Source organism: Phocaeicola vulgatus ATCC 8482 (genome assembly GCF_000012825.1).
Taxonomy (GTDB): domain Bacteria; phylum Bacteroidota; class Bacteroidia; order Bacteroidales; family Bacteroidaceae; genus Phocaeicola; species Phocaeicola vulgatus.
The window spans coordinates 116,896-138,121 of the sequence record NC_009614.1; the positions used below are offsets into that span (position 1 = coordinate 116,896).

Sequence of the window (21,226 nt, forward strand, 5' to 3'; positions counted from 1 at the left end):
GAAAACAGGCGGCATACAAATCAACTGCCACTGCCCCGGAATTCTTTATTCATCGATAGGACGTGAATATAATACCCAGGCAGTGGCAGTAAAAATAAAATCTAAAATTAAAGAAACACTCCCGCTTCTTACAGTTTTACTTTCTTTTTAGTACCCTTCGACTCATTGTGCAAACGATCCAACGCTGTCACTACATACTGGTACTTCGTTTTTCCATCGTTATAAGGTAATGGATAAAAATGGTCACGGGTAATGGCTACAATATGGGAAGCATCATCCAAATTGATTTTTTCTTTTTTATCAAAGCGATAAACCACATACTGTACAGCTTTGTCCATCTCGTCCTTTGCCTTCGGAGCTGTCCAGAAGAGTACCGGACCTTCATACGTCCATACCATCTTCACCTTCTTTACTTTACCTGGAGCCTTATCGTCCATAAAAGGAGATTCAGGAATCAAAGCCGGATAACGATGATACTCCTTCTCCAGCATAGTGCGGTAATTGCCGGCATTATCCACCACTGCAGCAGCATACCATTGACAACTTCCCTGCACGGTAGGAAGCGACCGTTGCAACTTCATTTTGGCAGGCATCTGGTTTTGTAACGGATTACGGGCATCCGCCTTGTTCACCGTACGCATCACATCCTGACCGATAAATAACGGACGCGAAGCGGCATGTTTTGCCCACCAATGTATCAAGTTGTCATAATCGGCAGCAGGATGACCTATTTCCCAATAAATCTGAGGGATATTATAATCTACCCAACCATTATTAATCCACATCAGCACATCTGCATACAAATCATCATAATTCTGAAGACCGCGTGTATCACTTCCATTCGGATCATTTTTCTTGTTGCGGTAGATACCAAAAGGAGAAACACCGAACTTCACCCACGGCTTACACTCGCGCACAGTTTCGTGAATTTCCTTTATCAGCACATTCACGTTGTCACGGCGCCAATCGGCTTTATTACTGTATCCGCGACCATATTGCGCAAAACTGACATGATCAGGAAAATCTTCGCCCGGGTTGGGATAAGGATAGAAATAATCATCCATATGAATGGCATCCACATCATAACGGGTAACAATATCGCGCACAATCTTGCAAATGTATTTACGGTTTTCGGGCAAAGCCGGATCAAAATAAAGTTGACCAGCATAATTCACGAAACGTTCCGGATTCTTATTATACGGATGAATGGGTGATAAGGCAGTAGTTCCCTTTGTCTTGGCACGGTAAGGGTTAATCCAGGCATGGAACTCCATTCCACGCTTATGGCATTCATCAATCATGAACTGCATCGGGTCCCAGTAAGGTGAAGGCACTCTGCCCTGCACTCCTGTAAGAAAGCGGCTCCACGGCTCATAAGAAGATTTATACAAGGCATCGGCTTCTGCACGTACCTGAAAAATTATCGCATTAATGCCTGCGCCCTGCAGACTGTTTAGTTGATTTATTAACAGCCGCTGTATCTTCTCTGTCGGCATTCCCTGGAACTGTCCATTCACACACTGAATCCATGCACCGCGGAACTCACGTTTAGGATAACGTGTCTGAGCACTGACAACAGAAGTAAAAAGTAGTGCTATCAATAAAAGAAGAATAGTTTTTGCTCTCATTTTGTTATTCTTGTTTAATACGCTTGCAAAGATAAGAAAACTTATAATTATCTTTGCATATTAAACCAAATTCAATAAAGAATGTCAGAAAGTAACTATATATCCATAAAAGGAGCAAAGGTAAACAACCTCAAAAACATCGATGTAAACATTCCACGCAACAAGCTGGTCGTCATCACGGGACTATCCGGTTCCGGAAAATCATCCTTGGCTTTTGATACATTATACGCTGAAGGTCAGCGACGCTATGTAGAAAGCCTGTCATCATACGCCCGCCAATTTCTGGGCCGCATGAGCAAGCCTGAGTGTGATTTCATCAAAGGTATACCACCCGCTATCGCCATAGAGCAAAAAGTGAACAGCCGCAATCCTCGTTCCACCGTGGGTACTTCCACCGAAATATATGAGTATCTGCGACTGCTCTATGCACGCGTGGGGAAGACTTATTCCCCCATTAGCGGGCAACTGGTGAAAAAACATAGCATTGAAGATATTGTAAACTGTATGCTTTCCTTTCCTAAAGGAACGAAATACACGGTTCTCACTCCTATGATGCCCCGTGAAGGCCGTACACTGCTCCAGCAACTGGAAATGGACTTGAAACAAGGATTTACCCGTATAGAGGTGAACCGTGAAATAGTCCGTATAGAAGATTTTCTGCAACAAACAGCTGCCGAAGATAAAAAACAAAACATCTATCTGCTGGTAGATCGCATGACAGCCGATGATAGCAAAGACAGTATCAGCCGCCTCACCGATTCTGCCGAAACGGCCATGTACGAGGGAGACGGGAATTGTCTCCTCCGCTTCTACTCTGCTGACGGAAGTACGCAGCTGTTCTCTTTCAGCACTAAATTCGAGACCGACGGAATTAAATTCGAAGAACCGAATGACCAAATGTTTTCATTCAATTCCCCTCTCGGCGCTTGTCCCGAATGCGAAGGCTTCGGTAAAGTGATAGGTATAGATGAACATCTGGTGATTCCAAACCGTGCTCTGAGTGTATATGACGGAGCTGTCCTTTGCTGGCGTGGTGAAAAGATGGGGGAATGGCTACAGGAATTCATTCATGAAGCTCCCGCCCACGATTTCCCCATCTTCGCCCCTTATTATGAACTGACACAGGAACAAAAAGATTATTTATGGCATGGACCTAGAAATAAGGCCTGTATAGATTCTTTCTTCAAAATGCTGGAAGAAAACCAATATAAAATACAATATCGTGTGATGCTGGCACGATACAGGGGAAAAACTATTTGTCCTGTCTGCCACGGAACACGCTTGAAAAAAGAAGCCGGTTATGTAAAAGTAGGTGGAAAATCCATCTCTCAACTGGTTGACTTACCTATTCACGACTTAAAAGAATTCTTCCGCACTCTAGAACTAGATGCACATGACACAGCCATCGCCAAACGGATCTTAACGGAAATTACCAACCGCATCAACTTCCTCATGGATGTGGGTTTGGGATATCTTACACTGAACCGTCTCAGCAACTCGCTCTCCGGCGGTGAAAGCCAGCGCATCAATCTGGCCACCTCATTAGGCAGCAGCTTGGTAGGCTCACTCTATATCCTGGACGAGCCCAGTATCGGATTACACAGCCGTGACACCGACCGGCTGATAAAAGTACTTCGTCAGTTACAGGAGCTGGGAAACACCGTAGTAGTGGTAGAACATGATGAAGAAATAATCCGTGCTGCCGATTATATCATTGATATCGGTCCTCAAGCAGGACGTTTAGGAGGACAAATAGTATATCAAGGCAACATGAACGATCTTCAAAGAAACAGTAACAGTTATACGGTGCGCTATTTGTTGGGAGAAGAAAACATAGAGATTCCCCGATGCCATCGTCCGTGGAACAATTATATAGAAATAAAAGGTGCGCGTGAAAACAACCTTAAAGGCATTGACGTAAAATTTCCACTGAATGTAATGACGGTAGTTACGGGAGTCAGCGGTTCGGGGAAGAGTACGTTGGTACGTGATGTCTTTTACAAGGCATTGAAACGCGAATATAGTGAAGCTAGCGAACGGCCGGGTGAGTTCATCTCTTTGGAAGGAGATGTACAGCTGGTGAAAGATATTGAATTTGTAGACCAGAATCCTATCGGAAAATCATCACGCAGCAATCCGGTAACCTATGTAAAAGCATACGACGAAATACGAAAACTCTTTGCCGAACAGCCTCTTGCCAAGCAAATGGGATATACTGCCGGATATTTCTCATTCAATACCGAAGGCGGGCGCTGTGAGGAATGCAAAGGTGACGGTACGGTAACCGTTGAAATGCAATTTATGGCAGATTTGGTACTAGAATGTGAGTCTTGTCATGGAAAACGTTTCAAGAGCGACACGCTGGAAATAAAATTCCAAGACAAGAGCATCTATGACATTCTGGAAATGACAGTGAATCAAGCCATTGAATTCTTTGCCGAATACAATCAAAAAAAGATAGTGAAGAAACTAATTCCATTACAAGAAGTGGGATTGGGATATATAAAGTTAGGACAAGCCTCCTCCACTCTTTCCGGCGGCGAGAACCAACGCGTAAAACTAGCTTATTTTCTGAGCATAGAGAAAGCACAACCCACTATTTTTGTATTCGATGAACCAACCACAGGTCTGCATTTTCATGATATCAAGAAACTGCTGGAAGCATTTGAAGCCTTAATCAGCCGCGGACATACCATTATCATTATCGAGCATAATATGGATGTGATAAAATGTGCCGACCATGTGATTGACCTAGGACCCGAAGGAGGAAATATGGGAGGAAATCTGGTAGTTGCGGGCACTCCGGAAGAGGTTGCAGCATGTGCGGCATCTTATACGGGACAGTTTTTACGTGAAAAACTGGCGATGGATTCTCCTGATTGATTTTTTATTCACCGTTGATTGTCCAAACTGACACAAATTATTAAATATGATTATACGCAATATACCACTAGATGATAAATGGGAATTTAAAAGTGATTTATTCCGTTCTATAAGTTTAGCATTTTGTGGTATGATTGCAGAATCATTTTACTAAAAATCTGTTTTAATGTTTTCCGCATTGTCAATCTAAACGAAAATATGAGTAAATTTAGAATTGAATTAACAACCTTATAAATCAACAGAATATGAAAAAACTTTTTTTACTACTCTTGCTGTTCCCTTTCCTATTGGGATGTTCACAAAAAGAGAAAGAATTCACCGTTCTTCAATGGAACATTTGGCAAGAAGGAACTGTAATTCCCGGTGGTTACGACGCTATTGTGAATGAAATAGCCCGTCTTCGTCCGGACTTCGTCACATTGAGCGAAGTACGTAATTACGAAAACACCAATTTCACTGCCCGCCTAGTGCAATCATTAAAGGAAAAAGGAGAAACCTATTATTCCTTCTATACCTATGATACAGGTCTGTTAAGCCGATACCCCATCACTGATTCATTAACCGTTTTTCCCGAAAAGAATGACCACGGCAGTATCTATCGCCTTACAGCCGATATGAACGGACAGAAAATAGCAGTCTACACCGCTCATCTTGATTATTTGGATGACGCCTATTATAATGTACGCGGATATGATGGCTCTACTTGGGAAGAAATCCCTATCCCCACTACCGTAGAAGAAGTATTAAAGAGAAATGTAGCCTCACAACGCGATGACGCCATCAGACTATTCATTGAACAGGCAAAAAAAGATCGTGCAGCCGGCTACACCATCATTTTAGGAGGAGATTTTAATGAACCTTCACATCAAGATTGGACTGAAGAAACCAAAGACCTGTATGACCATCATGGCTTTGTAATCCCCTGGACAGTTCCTGTCCTGTTAGACGAAGCCGGATTGAAAGACGCCTATCGAGAATTCTATCCAGATGTATTAAACTATCCCGGCTTCACTTATCCTTCGGATAATCCGGCAAAGCCCGCCGACAAAATAACCTGGGCTCCCAAAGCAGATGAACGCGACCGTATAGATTACATTTGGTATTATCCCGAAAAGGGGTTGAAAGTGAAAGACGCCGCCATTTTCGGTCCGAAAAATTCCATAGTCCGTGCACAGCGTGTTCAGGAAACATCTAAAGACAAGTTTATAGAACCATTGGGCGTATGGCCTACAGACCATAAAGGAGTACTGGTTACTTTCCAATATCCCGCCAAATAATATCGTTTTTCCCAATATTTCTGTTATCTTTGTCCAATAACCTAATTTATTATCCTATGACCAAATGTACACATAAGCAGTTAATGACCGCCTGTATGTTAGCAGGCACATTGATGTTGGGAGCATGTACCAGTACTCCCCCTGTAACAAAAGAGGTATCCATTGTACCCATAACCAACCATCTGGAGGAAACAAACGGTGCTTTTGTATTGAAAAGTAATACCTCCATCGGTGTTATTGACGCCGAACTAATTCCCGCAGCCGAGTATTTGGCCGATATGCTTTCCGGTGCCACAGGCTACGACCTTAAAGTAAAAGAAGGCGAAGGAACCATCACCCTTGCCTTGGGGGATGTTCAAGGAAAAGAAGGTGCCTATACCCTGACAGCCGAGAGCGATAAGGTCAACATTACAGGTAACTCTTACGGAGGTGTCATTGCAGGTATCGAATCCCTCAGACAGCTGTTTCCCCCGCAAATAGAATCTAAAGAAATTGTTAAAGGTACAGACTGGGCCATACCGGCCGTTAACATTCAAGATGCCCCCCGCTTTGAATGGAGAGGCATCATGCTGGACGTATCCCGCCATTTCTACACAATAGATGAGGTGAAAGAATTACTGGATGTCATGGCCCTTTACAAGATGAATAAATTCCACTGGCATCTTACCGATGACCAAGGATGGCGTATCGAAATCAAGAAATATCCTTTACTGACGGAAAAAGGAGCCTGGCGCAAATTCAATTCCCATGACCGCGAATGCATACGTCAGTCAAAGACTGATAACAATCCGGATATGGCAATTCCCGAAGACAAGATACGCATCGTAGAAGGTGACACCCTATATGGAGGCTACTACACTCAGGAAGATATCAAGGATGTCATAGCATACGCCAAAATACGAGGCATAGATATTATTCCCGAAATTGATATGCCGGGACACATGCTGGCAGCTGTGAGTAACTATGAAGGTGTTTCCTGTTTTAACGAAACCGGTTGGGGAAGCGTCTTCTCCTCACCTGTTTGTCCGGGGAAAGACTCTGCATTGGAGTTCTGCAAGAATGTTTATGCAGAACTGATAGCCCTTTTCCCCTATAAGTATGTACATATAGGAGGTGACGAAGTAGAAAAAACCAATTGGAAAAAATGTCCGGACTGCCAGAAACGTATGCATGACAATAATCTGAAAACCGAAGAAGAACTGCAATCATGGTTCATTCATGACATGGAGAGATTCTTTAACGGGAAAGGCAAAGAAATGATAGGCTGGGATGAAATCATTGAAGGCGGATTGTCTAAAACAGCCACCGTAATGTGGTGGCGCAGCTGGGTAAAAGATGCAGCGACCAAGGCAACGGCACAAGGCAACCCTGTCATTTTCACTCCTAACGGACAATTTTATTTGGATTATGCAGAAGACAAGAATTCTATGGCAAGCATTTATAATCTGGATACGACAGACAACCTGACTCCCGAGCAGCAGTCGCTGATTTTAGGAGTGCAGGGAAATATTTGGTGCGAATGGATTCCTTCCAACGCACGTATGCAATATATGACCATTCCACGTTTGCTGGCTATTGCCGAATTAGGTTGGAGCAAACCGGAGCAAAAAGACTGGAATGCCTTCAAACAACGCCTGTCTGATCAGTTTGAACGTCTCAATATCATGGGTATCAATTACCGTATACCCGATTTGGAAGGCTTTAATGCCGTCAACGCCTTTATCGGTGAAGGAACCATCAATGTAACTTGCCTTGACCCCACTGCGGAAATTCACTATACCACTGATGGCAGTACTCCTACTTTACAATCTCCCGTATATGAAGGTCCCATCAAAGTGACTGAAACCACAGACTTTACTTTCTGCACCTTCCGCCCTAATGGAAAGAAAGGTGACATAGCCAAGACACGTTTCATCAAAAGTGAATATACCCCCTCTGTAACTGCCGCTCCTTCCAATCCGGGTTTGAAAGCTACATGGCACGAATTTAAAGGAAATAAATGCAGTGAAATAGAAAAAGCTCCGATCAATGGTACTTATCCAGTGGAAGACGTTATGATTCCTAAAAAAGTAAAAGGAAATATCGGACTGATTATCAAAGGATATTTCAATGCTCCTCAAGACGATATCTACACTTTTGCACTCCTGTCCGACGATGGTAGTACATTGACCATAGACAGTGAACAGATAGTAGACAATGACGGACCTCACGGACCTAAAGAAATAGTGGGACAAAAGGCATTGGCGAAAGGATATCATCCAATGGAATTACGTTATTTCGACCAAAACGGAGGACAACTGAAATTAAAAGTAACAGGTAGTGATGGTAAAGAAATTCCGTTCACGCATCTCTATGCGCATTAATCTCACATAAAAAGTTTTTCCACCACAGATTATACAGATTTACATAGATTGAATTTCAATGAATTCTCCCATTCAATAATCTGCGTAATCTGTGGTGGAATTACATCAATCAGAAGTAAACTCCGAACCCTATCTTGAAGCCTAATTTACTAAATTCTGAAATATCACTAAAACTCAAGTCATAATATACAGACGGCTCAATAGTCACATTTCTGCCCAAGAAAAAAGCATATCCGACTTCCGGTGTCAAACAAACCAGATTCTTTTTAAATCCTACACAAGAAAGGTGCTTATACGCCATTCCCAATCCTCCATAAATACCGCAACTGGAAAAATAATAACGTCCTTGTGCACCAATACTGGTTTCATCCATTCCATGTTCTACATAATTGCCCTTAAAATTCAGCAATACAGCCACATTATCGGCTACAAACGCACCACCGGTCAAAGCGAAACCAAAATTTGTACCCTCATTCTTGCTATGAGATAGGTCAAGCCCTGTCAATGAAGCATTCACATACCATACCTCCTTCTCAAATTGAGCATGCGCACTCAGTGCAGTCATTACCAACAGCATCAAGCTGACTAAAATTTTCTTCATAATGTTGTCGTTTAATAGTTATTTTTTATTTTCCAAATCACGTTCACGTCTTTCCTCCGCCTTTTCTTTCTTACGAAGGACAATCCATAACAACGCTATTATCATATAGGATAAACCTACTGTGAGATACTTTTCCGTATCACTTATTTCCGTATTACGCGGAATAAAATAAACGGCCATCGCTGTAGTATAAACCAACAAAGCGACAGGCAACCAAATCGATTTTCTATATTTTTTCATAAACTATGCTGTTTTGTTTCCTATACCAACTTACAAACCCTATAGCGGCTACCAACGTGCAAAGACCACCGATTATATAAGATACATAATCAGAAAGTGCCAATCCTTCGGGAGCAATGCAAATATAAGTAGAACATACAGCCGTCATAAACAAGGCAGGAAACAAGGTAATATAATAATTCTTTTTCGCACGTACCAGAAAAACAGTGACCGCCCACAAAGTAAAAACAGACAAAGCCTGATTACACCAGGCAAAATAACGCCATATCATATCAAATCCCGCCGCATCACGCTGACTGTACAACAATATACCGATAGTTACCGCAAAAATAGGAATACAAATCAATAAACGTTTCGCTATACTTTTTTGTTCCAAATGCATAAAATCGGCAACAATCAAACGAGCTGAACGTAAAGCGGTATCTCCACTGGTAATAGGAGCGGCAATTACCCCCAATACAGCCAATAAACCTCCTATCGTACCCAACCATTCCTTGGTTATGCTGTCCACAATAATCGAAGCATTACTCTCCTCCATACCATTTTGATGAAAAAAACAAGTAGCGGCAGCAGCCCAAATCAATGCCACGATCCCTTCGGTCACCATCGCTCCATAAAAAATAGGACGGCCATACTTCTCATTCTTCATACAACGTGCCATCAACGGAGATTGTGTGGCATGAAAGCCACTGATTGCCCCACAAGCAATAGAAACAAACATGATAGGAAAAATTGGTAATCCGGCAGGGTGGGTATTATGCAGCCCGTCCGTAATTTCGGGCAATGCCGGATGATTCCATAACAACATCACCAAAATCCCCACCGCCATAAACAATAAAGCAATGGCAAACAACGGATATATTTTTCCTATAATCTTATCTACCGGCAACAATGTAGCCAACATATAATAGACAAATACGACTATAATCCAAAAAGTAACATCCATATACTCCGGAGTAAGTTTGGCAAGCAATCCGGCAGGTCCTGCCACAAAAACCGCTCCGACTAATATCATCAGCACAACCGTAAAACCGCGCATCAACTGCTTTGTGGGAAGGCCCAAGTAACGACCGATAATTTCCGGCAAACTCTCGCCATCATGCCGAATGGAAAGCATTCCGGACAAATAATCGTGTACCGCCCCGGCAAAAATGGTACCTAAAACAATCCACAAATAAGACGCCGTACCAAACTTCGCTCCCATTATAGCACCGAAAATAGGTCCTAAGCCGGCTATATTCAAAAATTGAATCATGAAAATCTTCCAAGTAGGAAGTGGAATAAAGTCAACACCATCCGCCATGGTCAGGGCAGGTGTCTTCCTTATCTTGTCAGGACCGAACACACGTTCCACATAACTTCCATACAAAAAGTATCCGCCTACAAGAACCAATAATGCAATAATAAAGGTTATCATATTCTATTTTTTGTTTTGTTGGGGCAAAAGTAACGAATTAATTGATTACTTCGTATCTTTGCCCTAAAATTAAAGTAAATGCGAACATTCTTTATAACTTTATTACTAGTCATAGTGAGTTTATCACCCGTTTTCTCACAACCTAAATATGAAATCCGTGCCACCTGGATCACTACGCTCGGAGGAATGGACTGGCCTCGTAACAAGGCAGTAAACGCATCAGGCATCCGGCGTCAGCAAAAAGAATTATGTGATATACTGGATCGCCTGAAAGCCGCCAATTTCAATACGGTATTGTTGCAAACCCGTCTGCGCGGAGATATGATTTATCCTTCCGCCATAGAAACTTTCGGCGAATCACTGACAGGTAGCACAGGAGGGAATCCCGGATATGACCCTTTGGCTTTCGCCATCGGAGAATGCCACAAACGCGGCATGGAACTACATGCATGGATTGTTACGATTCCTGCCGGAAACACCCGTCAAGTACAATTGCAAGGACGTAGCTCCGTAGTACGGAAAAACCGGACTATTTGCAAACTTTATAAAGGTAACTGGTACTTGGACCCGGGAAATCCGGGAACCAAAGAATATCTGTCATGCATCGTAAAAGAAATAACTTCCCGTTATGATATAGACGGCATTCATTTCGATTACATCCGCTACCCTGAGCAAGCCGACAACTTTCCCGACAAGGACACCTACCGGAAATACGGCAAAGGTAAGGAGTTGAAACAATGGCGGCGTGATAATATCACAGATATTGTGCATAGGCTCTATACCGACATCAAGACTATCAAACCCTGGGTGAAAGTCAGCAGTTCCCCTATTGGCAAATACCGAGATACCAACCGATATCCCTCCCGTGGATGGAACGCTTATCATGTAGTTTACCAAGATGCTCAGAAATGGCTAAAAGAAGGTATTCATGATGCGTTGTTCCCGATGATGTATTTTCAGGGAAATAATTTCTATCCTTTTGCATTGGATTGGAAAGAGAATTGCGGTAACCGCTGGATAGTACCAGGTTTGGGCATTTATTTCCTCTCTCCCGACGAACAAAATTGGCCGTTGGACGAAATAGTCCGCCAACTTCATTTCACCCGTCAGATAAAACTAAACGGACAAGCCTACTTCCGCAATCGTTTTCTATTGAACAACACCAAAGGCATTTGGGACGAACTCCAAGAGAATTTCTATACCACTCCGGCATTGATTCCCCCAATGACCTGGATGGACAGCATCCCCCCATCCACTCCGGCCATGCCTTCCCTGCAACTGTTGCCGGACGGCAAAATGCACATGAGCTGGCAGATTTCCACAGATAACAACGGAGGTCTTGTCACCTATCATCTTTATGCCTCGGATACCTATCCGGTAGATATCACAGATGCCGGAAACTTACTGGAAACCTATCTCACCCATACGGAATACGAATATACCCCTATTTCACCTTGGCGACAAAAACGTTATTTTGCCGTAACAGCTGCCGACCGTTTTGGAAACGAAAGTGCTCCCTTGGAACTGAATGCAATTTCAGAAACGGACATGCCTTTACTAAATGACGGAGATATTCTCACCCTGCCTGAAATAAAAGAGGCAAAGACAGTGAAAATATTTACTGTTACCGGTGAAGAAATAAAATATTTTGTTTATGCACCCCAAATGTCCATAGCCTCATTACCCGGCGGATTCTATACAGTATATATCTTGAATAATGCAGGAGCACAAACCTTTGTCGGAACAATCGTAAAATAAACACATAGCAAAAAGTAAATTTGGGCAAAGCGTAGCGAAGTACATTCAAAGTGTTATTCTACGTGAAGAAAGGCAGTGCCAAACCCAACGGCAACCTGCCTCTGATGTGTTGTATCACGGTGGACGCGGAAGTTGTAACAAAATACTCAAAGATATAATCATACAATGCGGTTTCAAGGTTCGTTTGACCTACCACGTGGCAAGACATTGTGCATTGTCTTTATCGCTCAAATTGAATGGGTTGCAAAGATTGGCTTCTTGATAGGTAACGATTTAGAAACGAGCGAAGTTCTGTATTCTGCCTTGTTAAACCCAAAGAACGCTGACTTCAAATGCAAAGGTAGTGGATTAGTTTGGATTATTATCATTCTTGTCCTTTAATCTTTTGATTTCTTTATCAAAATCACTTTCAAGCAAATCCATTTCGCGTTTGCGATAGATGGCAAATTCCTTTTCTGCCTTTTCAATCGCCTGTTTATGTGAAATACGTCCCTTATCAATCAAAACCTTTCGTTTATGGGCAATAATCTGATTATCCAATGCCTCTATCCAATCTTTCATGGTCATGGGATTCATTTCCAATGCCTGGAACTCGGCAAAGTCCAAGAAACCGGAAACAAGCAGATTCAAACGCTGGAGTTCTATTTCTGACAAATAGTTCTTGGCAATCTTCACATCGTCCTTAGTCACATAGTTGCCTTTGAAGTTCGTCATACCCACAAACGGCTTCTCATTATCCACACGATTATAGATAACTTCCGCTGCCGTATTTTCGTGAACGGCATAATGGAGCTTGTTTTGCACGGTGGCAAAAAACATCTTTGTCATCTCGTCCCGTGGGTCATAGTCCGTGGCTGTGGCATATATGTCCGTAACCTGTTGATAGAAGTTACGTTCACTACTACGAATATCCCTGATGCGTTGCAGCAACTCACGGAAGTAACGATTACCCCCTTGCTTCAACCGCTCATCATCCATAGCAAATCCCTTTTGGATATATTCATGAAGCCGTTGAGTCGCCCAACGGCGAAAACGGGTTGCAACCTGAGATTGCACACGATAGCCCAAGGCGATAACCATGTCAAGATTGTAATGGTCAATGTTACGTCTCACCTGACGATTGCCTTCCTGACGAACTAACAAGAATTTCTTGTTAGTTGCTTCTGTGAATAATTCTCCGTCTTTATAGATGTTATCTACATGTTGGCTGATATTCTGTTGTGTAGTACAATATATTTCCGCCAACTGATTCTGTGTCAGCCACAAATCTTCATCGGAAAAGCGAACAGACACACGTATTATCTCATTATCGTCTTGATAGAGTATTATTTTGTTATTCTCACTCATGATTAGCGATTGTCTTTTTTCTTGGAATTTGAACGATAAAGGCTATCAGTGATGATACCTCTAAATATATCTTCATTAAGAAATTCTAAAGTACGATTTAGCTCAACAACATTATTGGTCGGTAACACTAACTCATTGTTCCCATTAATTTGTGCATTGATTCCATATTTCTTTAAAAGACTTGTTTTCGTTCGAAACGTCTTTCGCATAAAAGTAGCAATGTTGTTTGTGCTAGATAATAATTTTATGAGTCGACGAGTTTTTATGTTTGCGATATGTTTTATATTCTCTGCATTTACATCTATACCTTTTATTTCGCCAAATGATTCAATTTCTGTATTTGTGGCTTCTGTAACAAAATCTATTAGCGAAAATATTTGATTTGCAATTGTATAACTTTGAAAGTACAATTTCCCATTTTCATATATTGCATGAATTTTATCTTCTACGATAAAGGCAGAAGTATTCATTTTAGCAAAAATGTTTCCATGCTCATCTTGCAGTTGGCTTCTTGCCATGTCTGTAAGGCTGATATAGTCTTCTTCATTGTATTTGACAACGCTAATATCTGTATTTTGAACGGTAATTTTTGCCATTGTAATTGATGCATTGAGTTTCAATCACAAAGATAGCTATAATTTGTGAGGTTGCATTCTTTTTATATGGACTATCTACAAAGATAGGATGCAGTTTTTTTGATAGTAGGCATTATTCCCCGAATAATTTTATTAACTTTATAAATGCAAAGAGTTGTTTGACAGCATAGCACCGCAAATCGCTGATATTCGCACGGTTACTAAATCGTTACCTCTGTTTCTCAAATACTACGCTAAAAGTTTATTCTTCAATCGGTTGTATCAAACTGATGAAAATCTAAAATAAAATGCAAACTGCTTCTTTGGCATGACACATTATGTCGTTGCAGATGCCCGGCTCTCAAAAAGTTTGTCTGCCGGGCATATCCATCTTTGTCGTTAAGTTATAATCTGATAAAACTTTACGTACTGTTATTTTTTATTTCCGCACTGCAATGTTTTTGTTCCGCCACCGCATTATACTGATATACAACGATATGCAGTGACAGAATTTTCTGTATCCCCACAAAGTGTTTTTTTTCGTTTTTCCTTGCGGAAGCCAGCTCGTCAGATGCCGGTTGTCATATTGGATACGTAATCTTGGTATATTTACGGCAGTATCCGTGCAAGAAGAGTGCACCATCTGTACCATCACCCAGATGAACAGGCCCTATCATTCGGGTGAAGAGCCGTTGTCACCTGTGTGAAACTGCCGCTTCACACAGGTGAAGCAATAAAGCCATAAGGCTGTTTTCATGGTAACATACTGCCGGCAAGGTACATCTGTTGGAGTTTTGCCGCTATGGGTATGGTGGGCGCAATGTGGTACATTGACCGGCGATTACCAACCGTTTCGGGGCCTTTACAGATATTTTCACACCGGAACATACTGATAATGAAGACGATGAGATGACGGGGGAATTTTATATTTCACGTTAAATTAGGCCGTGTTTTCTTTTATAGTCTTTAAGATCTTTGATATTGATGGGGGGTGGTTGTACTATGCGTCTTTCTTTATAACGCTATATTGACAAGGCATTGTAACATATAAATAGTGTATGATATTAATGCCTGTTCGATATACATATTAAATTTACTTGTCTAAAAAATAAGAGCATAACAATAAATCTAAAACAGGAACGGCAATAATATGGGAACAGAATAAATCCCTTCTCCTCTTTTATTTTCATAAAACTCAAGGCTATAAGCAAAATAATAACTATTTTTGCACATTCAATTGAATAAAATATATAACTCATGAGCAATCAACGATACATGCAGCGCGGTGTGTCAGCATCCAAGGAAGATGTGCACAACGCCATTAAGAACATTGACAAAGGTATTTTTCCGCAAGCTTTTTGTAAAATCATCCCCGATATTCTAGGCGGAGATCCTGAATATTGCAACATTATGCACGCTGACGGTGCAGGTACCAAATCATCACTGGCTTATTTGTATTGGAAAGAAACCGGCGATTTAAGCGTATGGAAAGGCATTGCACAAGATGCACTGATTATGAACATCGATGACTTGTTGTGTGTAGGTGCAGTAGATAATATTCTGGTTTCATCAACTATCGGCCGTAATAAGCTACTCGTTCCGGGTGAAGTCATTTCCGCTATCATCAACGGAACGGATGAACTGTTGGCCGAACTTCGCGAAATGGGTGTAGGCGTATACGCTACCGGAGGCGAGACTGCTGATGTAGGTGACTTGGTTCGTACCATCATCGTAGATTCTACCGTAACATGCCGCATGAAACGTACCGATGTCATTAACAATGCCAATATTCGCCCGGGTGACGTCATCATAGGTCTGGCATCTTACGGACAGGCTACTTATGAAAAAGAATACAACGGAGGCATGGGCAGCAACGGACTCACCAGTGCCCGCCACGACGTGTTCGCAAAATACCTGGCCGAGAAGTATCCCGAAAGCTATGACAAGGCAGTACCCGAAGAACTAGTGTACAGTGGCAATTTGAAGCTGACCGATGCTGTGGAAGGAAGTCCGCTGGATGCAGGAAAGCTGGTACTCTCACCTACCCGTACCTATGCTCCGGTAGTGAAGAAATTACTGGATGCGCTCCGACCTGAAATTCACGGAATGGTTCACTGCTCAGGCGGTGCTCAAACCAAAGTCCTGCACTTTGTAGGAAACAATTGCCGTGTAGTAAAGGACAACCTGTTCCCCGTTCCCCCTCTGTTCAAAACCATCAAGGAACAAAGCGGCACCGATTGGGAAGAAATGTACAAAGTATTTAATATGGGCCACCGCCTGGAAGTTTACCTCTCACCCGAACATGCCGAAGAGGTGATCGCCATCAGCAAGTCATTCAATATTGACGCGAAGATCGTGGGACGTATAGAAGAAAGTGACAAGAAGGAGCTAATTATCAAAAGTGAGTTTGGAGAATTCAAATACTGACAAGCAATATTATAATAACACTTCCAAGCCTGCTACATTGAAAAAAAGATTTTTTTATGGCATAGGAGCAATAATATGCTCATTAGTTACGATTGATACAATACGCGAGTTGTATTTCATCTCTACCGCATGGGGTCATGAAACAACTTGGCATGACATACTATATACAGTAAGAAAAGTACTTGCCATACTTGGGTGGATATTACTCACTTGGTATGTCGCAAATAAATGTTTAGAAAAGAATGGCAGAAAACAATAATACATTACTTGAGAAATTAGACGGGTTAGTGGCTCGCTTTGAGGAAGTTTCCACCCTCATTACAGACCCTAATGTCATAGCTGACCAAAAACGTTATGTCAAGCTCACCAAGGAATACAAGGACTTGAATGACATCATGAAAGCCCGTAGAGAATATATACAATGCCTGAATGGACTGGAAGAGGCCAAACAAATCATGACTAACGAATCCGACCCGGAGATGAAAGAGATGGCACGCGAAGAGGCAAATCTCTGCGAAGTCCGCATCCCAGAACTGGAAGAGGAAATCAAACTGTTACTCGTTCCTGCGGATCCGCAAGATGACCGAAATGCCATTCTGGAGATACGCGGTGGTACGGGAGGTGATGAAGCCGCCATTTTTGCAGGCGACTTGTTCCGTATGTACTCCAAATACTGCGAGACAAAAGGTTGGAGACTGGAAGTATCCAGCGCCAATGAAGGAGCAGCAGGAGGTTTTAAGGAAATTATCTGCTCCGTAACCGGAGATAAAGTATATGGCACTCTGAAATATGAATCGGGCGTACATCGTGTGCAACGTGTACCAGCCACCGAAACCCAAGGACGTGTACATACTTCAGCCGCATCAGTCGCCGTTTTACCCGAAGCCGAGCCTTTTGATGTGGAAATTAACGAAGGGGAAATCAAATGGGACACTTTCCGAAGCGGTGGTGCCGGCGGACAGAACGTAAATAAGGTGGAATCCGGAGTACGCCTGCGCTACAACTGGAAGAACCCCAACACCGGAATAGTAGAGGAAATCCTGATAGAATGTACCGAAACCCGTGACCAGCCGAAGAATAAAGAACGAGCCCTTTCTCGCCTGCGTACCTTTATATATGATAAAGAACACCAAAAGTACATTGACGACATTGCCAGCAAACGAAAAACAATGGTATCTACCGGAGACCGATCGGCAAAAATACGTACCTACAATTATCCGCAAGGACGTATCACCGACCACCGCATCAACTATACCATTTACAATTTGGCCGCCTTTATGGATGGCGACATTCAAGACTGCATTGACCATTTGACTGTAGCCGAGAATGCCGAACGTTTGAAAGAGAGCGAATTATAATTTAAATATCGTAAACCATAAACTGTAAACATAGCAATGAACAAGCAACAATTATTTGAAAATATCCAAAAGAAAAAATCATTCCTCTGTGTAGGACTGGACACCGACATAAAGAAGATCCCCGAACATCTGTTAAAAGAAGAAGATCCTATCTTCGCTTTCAACAAAGCCATCATTGACGCTACCGCCCCTTATTGCATCGCCTATAAACCCAATCTGGCCTTTTATGAAAGCATGGGCGTAAAAGGATGGATCGCTTTCGAAAAGACTGTATCCTACATCAAGGAAAACTATCCCGACCAATTCATCATTGCCGATGCAAAACGTGGCGATATCGGAAACACTTCGGCCATGTATGCCCGCACATTCTTTGAAGAGCTGGACATTGACTCAGTCACCGTAGCTCCTTACATGGGTGAAGACAGCGTGACTCCCTTCCTGAGTTACGAAGGCAAATGGGTAATCCTGCTAGCGCTTACCAGCAACAAGGGTTCCCACGACTTCCAGCTGACCGAGGACACCAACGGCGAACGCCTTTTCGAAAAAGTATTGCGCAAATCACAAGAATGGGCCAACGATGAAAACATGATGTACGTAGTAGGTGCCACACAAGGACGCGCTTTCGAAGACATCCGTAAAATTGTTCCCAACCACTTCCTGCTTGTACCTGGAATCGGCGCACAAGGAGGTTCTCTAGAGGAAGTCTGCAAATATGGCATGAATAGTACCTGTGGACTTATTGTTAATTCAAGCCGTGCCATTATCTATGCGGATAAAACTGAGAATTTTGCGACTGTAGCAGGACAAGAAGCTCAGAAAGTCCAGGCACAGATGGAGAAAATAATGTGCCAATAAAACAATGTGCTAATATGCAAATTACCAGGTAGATACATAGCGTAATACATTGGTTTAAGCATATCAGCACACTGAATAATTATTCCCCATGAGTGACCGAAAAATTATAAATGACCCCGTCTTCGGGTTTATCAACATCCCGAAGGGGTTACTATATGACATTGTATGTCACCCATTGCTGCAACGTCTTACCCGCATCAAGCAACTGGGCCTGTCCTCTGCCGTATATCCGGGAGCACAACATACCCGTTTCCAACACTCATTAGGCGCTTTCCACTTAATGAGCGAAACGATCAAGCACCTTACCGCCAAAGGTAACTTCATCTTTGACAGCGAAGCGGAAGCCGTACAAGCTGCCATCCTGTTACACGACATCGGACACGGTCCCTTCTCCCATGTGCTGGAAAACACATTGGCAGGAGGCGTTTCACATGAAGAAATCTCCTTGATGCTGATGGAACGAATGAACAAGGACATGAAAGGTCAACTCAATCTTGCCATACAGATATTCAAAGATGAATATCCCAAGAAATTCCTGCACCAACTGGTCAGCGGTCAATTGGATATGGATCGTTTGGACTATCTGCGGCGTGACAGTTTCTATACCGGTGTATCCGAAGGCAATATCGGGTCCGCCCGCATCATCAAAATGCTTGATGTAAAAGACGATCACCTGGTAGTAGAATCCAAAGGCATTTACTCCATCGAAAACTTCCTGATGTCCCGCCGCCTGATGTACTGGCAGGTATATCTGCACAAGACCTCCGTTGCCAGTGAAAAAATGCTGGTCAACACTCTGACACGAGCAAAGGAATTAGCCTTACGTGGCGTAGAGCTGTTCGCCTCACCCGCTTTAAGATTCTTTTTATACCATCCTATTGATAAAAAAGAATTTTATAACAGTCCGGATTGTATTGAAAATTTTATTCAATTAGATGATAATGACATATGGACTGCACTGAAAGTTTGGAGCAATCACAGCGATGTGGTATTGTCCACTCTGAGTCGTGGAATGATTAACAGGAAACTATTCAAAGTAGAGGTAACCTCCTCTTCCATCACAAAAGCACGAAAAGAAGAAATTCTTTCAAGAATAAGTAAGAGACTGAATATCAACAAGAAAGAAGCAAAATACTTCCTATCCATATCCAGTATAGAAAACAATATGTATAAAAAGGAGGATGACAGTATTGAAATCATCTATAAAGATGGAAGCACCCGCGATATAGCCAAGGCTTCGGATATGCTCAACATCTCTCTTCTCTCCCGAAAAGTCAAAAAATATTATATATGTTACCTGCGTTCCGAAAACGACGGACATTAAATAATTAGCGAATTGTACGGATATATAAAAAAAAAATGCGTAATTTGCATAATTAATGATGTGTTTACACTAACATGTAACACGCAAGTAACAAAACTGAAACATTTAGAACATAAAGAATTAGACAGTATTATGGAGTTCTCAGCTAAACAAATTGCGGAATACATCCAGGGAATTATTGTTGGCGATGAAAACGCAACTGTGCATACTTTTGCTAAAATAGAGGAAGGCGTGCCGGGAGCGATTTCTTTTCTTTCAAATCCTAAGTATACTCATTACATTTACGATACTCAGTCTACCATTGTGTTGGTAAACAAAGATTTCGTTCCCGAGCAAGAAGTAAAAGCTACCTTAATCAAGGTAGACAACGCCTACGAAAGTCTGGCTAAACTACTAACCCTCTATGAAATGAGCAAACCTAAAAAGACTGGTATAGATCCGCTGGCATACGTTGCCCCCACTGCGAAGTTGGGGAAGGATGTATATATCGCTCCGTTTGCCTGCGTAGGCGATGGTGCTGAGATTGGTGACAACACTTCCCTCCACCCGCACGCTACTGTAGGAAGCCATGCCAAAGTAGGTAATAATTGTACACTTTATCCACATGCCACCATCTATCACGACTGCTTGGTAGGAAACCACTGTACCCTGCATGCAGGCTGCGTAATCGGTGCTGATGGATTCGGATTCGCACCTTCTCCCGAAGGGTACGAAAAAATTCCACAAATAGGTATTGCCATCATAGAAGATAATGTGGAGATTGGTGCTAATACCTGCGTAGATCGTGCCACCATGGGCGCCACCATTGTACATAAAGGAGTGAAACTGGATAACCTGATCCAGATAGCACACAATGTGGAAGTAGGAAGCCACACTGTCATGGCATCACAGGTGGGTATTGCCGGTTCCACCAAAGTAGGTGAATGGTGCATGTTTGGCGGACAGGTAGGACTAGCCGGACATATTAAGATAGGTGACAAGGTAGGTATCGGCGCACAAGCAGGCGTTCCCGGTAACGTGAAATCCAACGAGCAAATTCTAGGCACTCCGGCCATCGATGCCAAGAATTTCATGAAATCATCGGCCGTATACAAAAAACTGCCCGAAATTTACACCACACTGAACGCCATGCAGAAAGAAATAGAAGAATTAAAAAAACAACTAAATAAATAA

Annotated in this window: 15 protein-coding genes; 9 read left to right on the forward strand and 6 right to left on the reverse strand. The window is 42.4% G+C overall.

Features of this window, described 5'->3' with window-relative positions; translation table 11 throughout:
* Nucleotides 1-128 precede the first annotated feature (128 nt).
* Nucleotides 129-1,628 carry a glycoside hydrolase family 10 protein gene (locus tag BVU_RS00420; RefSeq protein WP_011964616.1) on the reverse strand — a complete coding sequence of 500 codons (1,500 nt, stop codon included), beginning with the start codon at nt 1,626-1,628 and terminating at the stop codon, nt 129-131.
* An 81-nt stretch (nt 1,629-1,709) separates the two neighbouring features.
* On the opposite strand from BVU_RS00420, the gene uvrA reads away from it, so the two are divergent.
* From uvrA to BVU_RS00435, 3 genes are all read left to right on the forward strand, one after another.
* Nucleotides 1,710-4,511 carry an excinuclease ABC subunit UvrA gene (uvrA, locus tag BVU_RS00425; protein ID WP_011964617.1) on the forward strand — a complete coding sequence of 934 codons (2,802 nt, stop codon included), beginning with the start codon at nt 1,710-1,712 and terminating at the stop codon, nt 4,509-4,511.
* A 245-nt stretch (nt 4,512-4,756) separates the two neighbouring features.
* Entirely contained in the window at nt 4,757-5,788 is a 1,032-nt protein-coding gene (locus BVU_RS00430) for an endonuclease/exonuclease/phosphatase family protein (protein WP_005843009.1), read from the forward strand.
* Between the two features lie 56 nt (nt 5,789-5,844).
* A complete protein-coding gene (locus BVU_RS00435; protein ID WP_011964618.1) occupies nt 5,845-8,151 on the forward strand; it encodes a family 20 glycosylhydrolase in 2,307 nt (768 codons plus the stop codon).
* A 109-nt stretch (nt 8,152-8,260) separates the two neighbouring features.
* On the opposite strand, the gene BVU_RS00440 is transcribed toward BVU_RS00435, so the two are convergent.
* The 3 genes from BVU_RS00440 to BVU_RS00450 are packed head-to-tail and all read right to left on the reverse strand — an operon-like array spanning nt 8,261 to nt 10,409.
* Entirely contained in the window at nt 8,261-8,752 is a 492-nt protein-coding gene (locus BVU_RS00440) for a hypothetical protein (protein WP_005851070.1), read from the reverse strand.
* Nucleotides 8,753-8,770: 18 nt separating this feature from the next.
* The gene (locus BVU_RS00445) at nt 8,771-8,992 is read right to left on the reverse strand and encodes a hypothetical protein (RefSeq protein ID WP_005851069.1); all 222 of its coding nucleotides are present in this window, start codon (nt 8,990-8,992) and stop codon (nt 8,771-8,773) included.
* A complete protein-coding gene (locus tag BVU_RS00450; RefSeq protein WP_005851068.1) occupies nt 8,979-10,409 on the reverse strand; it encodes a carbon starvation CstA family protein in 1,431 nt (476 codons plus the stop codon). Before BVU_RS00450 ends, BVU_RS00445 begins: the two co-directional genes overlap by 14 nt.
* A 78-nt stretch (nt 10,410-10,487) precedes the next feature.
* Here BVU_RS00450 and BVU_RS00455 point away from each other — a divergent pair, with 78 nt between their 5' ends.
* Nucleotides 10,488-12,167 (forward strand): glycoside hydrolase family 10 protein, encoded by a 1,680-nt coding sequence (locus BVU_RS00455; protein WP_011964619.1) that lies wholly within the window; start codon nt 10,488-10,490, stop codon nt 12,165-12,167.
* Nucleotides 12,168-12,515: 348 nt separating this feature from the next.
* Here BVU_RS00455 and BVU_RS00465 read toward each other — a convergent pair whose 3' ends face one another.
* Both BVU_RS00465 and BVU_RS00470 read right to left on the reverse strand, forming a co-directional pair.
* A complete protein-coding gene (locus tag BVU_RS00465) occupies nt 12,516-13,514 on the reverse strand; it encodes a virulence RhuM family protein (RefSeq protein ID WP_005843020.1) in 999 nt (332 codons plus the stop codon).
* A gap of 2 nt (nt 13,515-13,516) precedes the next feature.
* Nucleotides 13,517-14,110 (reverse strand): hypothetical protein, encoded by a 594-nt coding sequence (locus tag BVU_RS00470; RefSeq protein WP_005843021.1) that lies wholly within the window; start codon nt 14,108-14,110, stop codon nt 13,517-13,519.
* A 1,236-nt stretch (nt 14,111-15,346) separates the two neighbouring features.
* On the opposite strand from BVU_RS00470, the gene BVU_RS00475 reads away from it, so the two are divergent.
* The 5 genes from BVU_RS00475 to lpxD all read left to right on the forward strand — a co-directional run bounded on the left by BVU_RS00475 (nt 15,347) and on the right by lpxD (nt 21,226).
* Nucleotides 15,347-16,516, forward strand: coding sequence for an AIR synthase-related protein (locus BVU_RS00475; protein ID WP_005851064.1), 1,170 nt, complete (start codon nt 15,347-15,349; stop codon nt 16,514-16,516).
* Nucleotides 16,517-16,758: 242 nt separating this feature from the next.
* The gene (prfA, locus tag BVU_RS00480; RefSeq protein WP_005843023.1) at nt 16,759-17,874 is read left to right on the forward strand and encodes a peptide chain release factor 1; all 1,116 of its coding nucleotides are present in this window, start codon (nt 16,759-16,761) and stop codon (nt 17,872-17,874) included.
* Nucleotides 17,875-17,910: 36 nt separating this feature from the next.
* Nucleotides 17,911-18,729, forward strand: coding sequence for an orotidine-5'-phosphate decarboxylase (pyrF, locus tag BVU_RS00485; RefSeq protein ID WP_005843024.1), 819 nt, complete (start codon nt 17,911-17,913; stop codon nt 18,727-18,729).
* Nucleotides 18,730-18,817: 88 nt separating this feature from the next.
* Nucleotides 18,818-20,053 carry an HD domain-containing protein gene (locus BVU_RS00490; RefSeq protein ID WP_011964621.1) on the forward strand — a complete coding sequence of 412 codons (1,236 nt, stop codon included), beginning with the start codon at nt 18,818-18,820 and terminating at the stop codon, nt 20,051-20,053.
* 132 nt (nt 20,054-20,185) lie between these two features.
* A complete protein-coding gene (gene lpxD / locus BVU_RS00495) occupies nt 20,186-21,226 on the forward strand; it encodes a UDP-3-O-(3-hydroxymyristoyl)glucosamine N-acyltransferase (RefSeq protein ID WP_005851060.1) in 1,041 nt (346 codons plus the stop codon).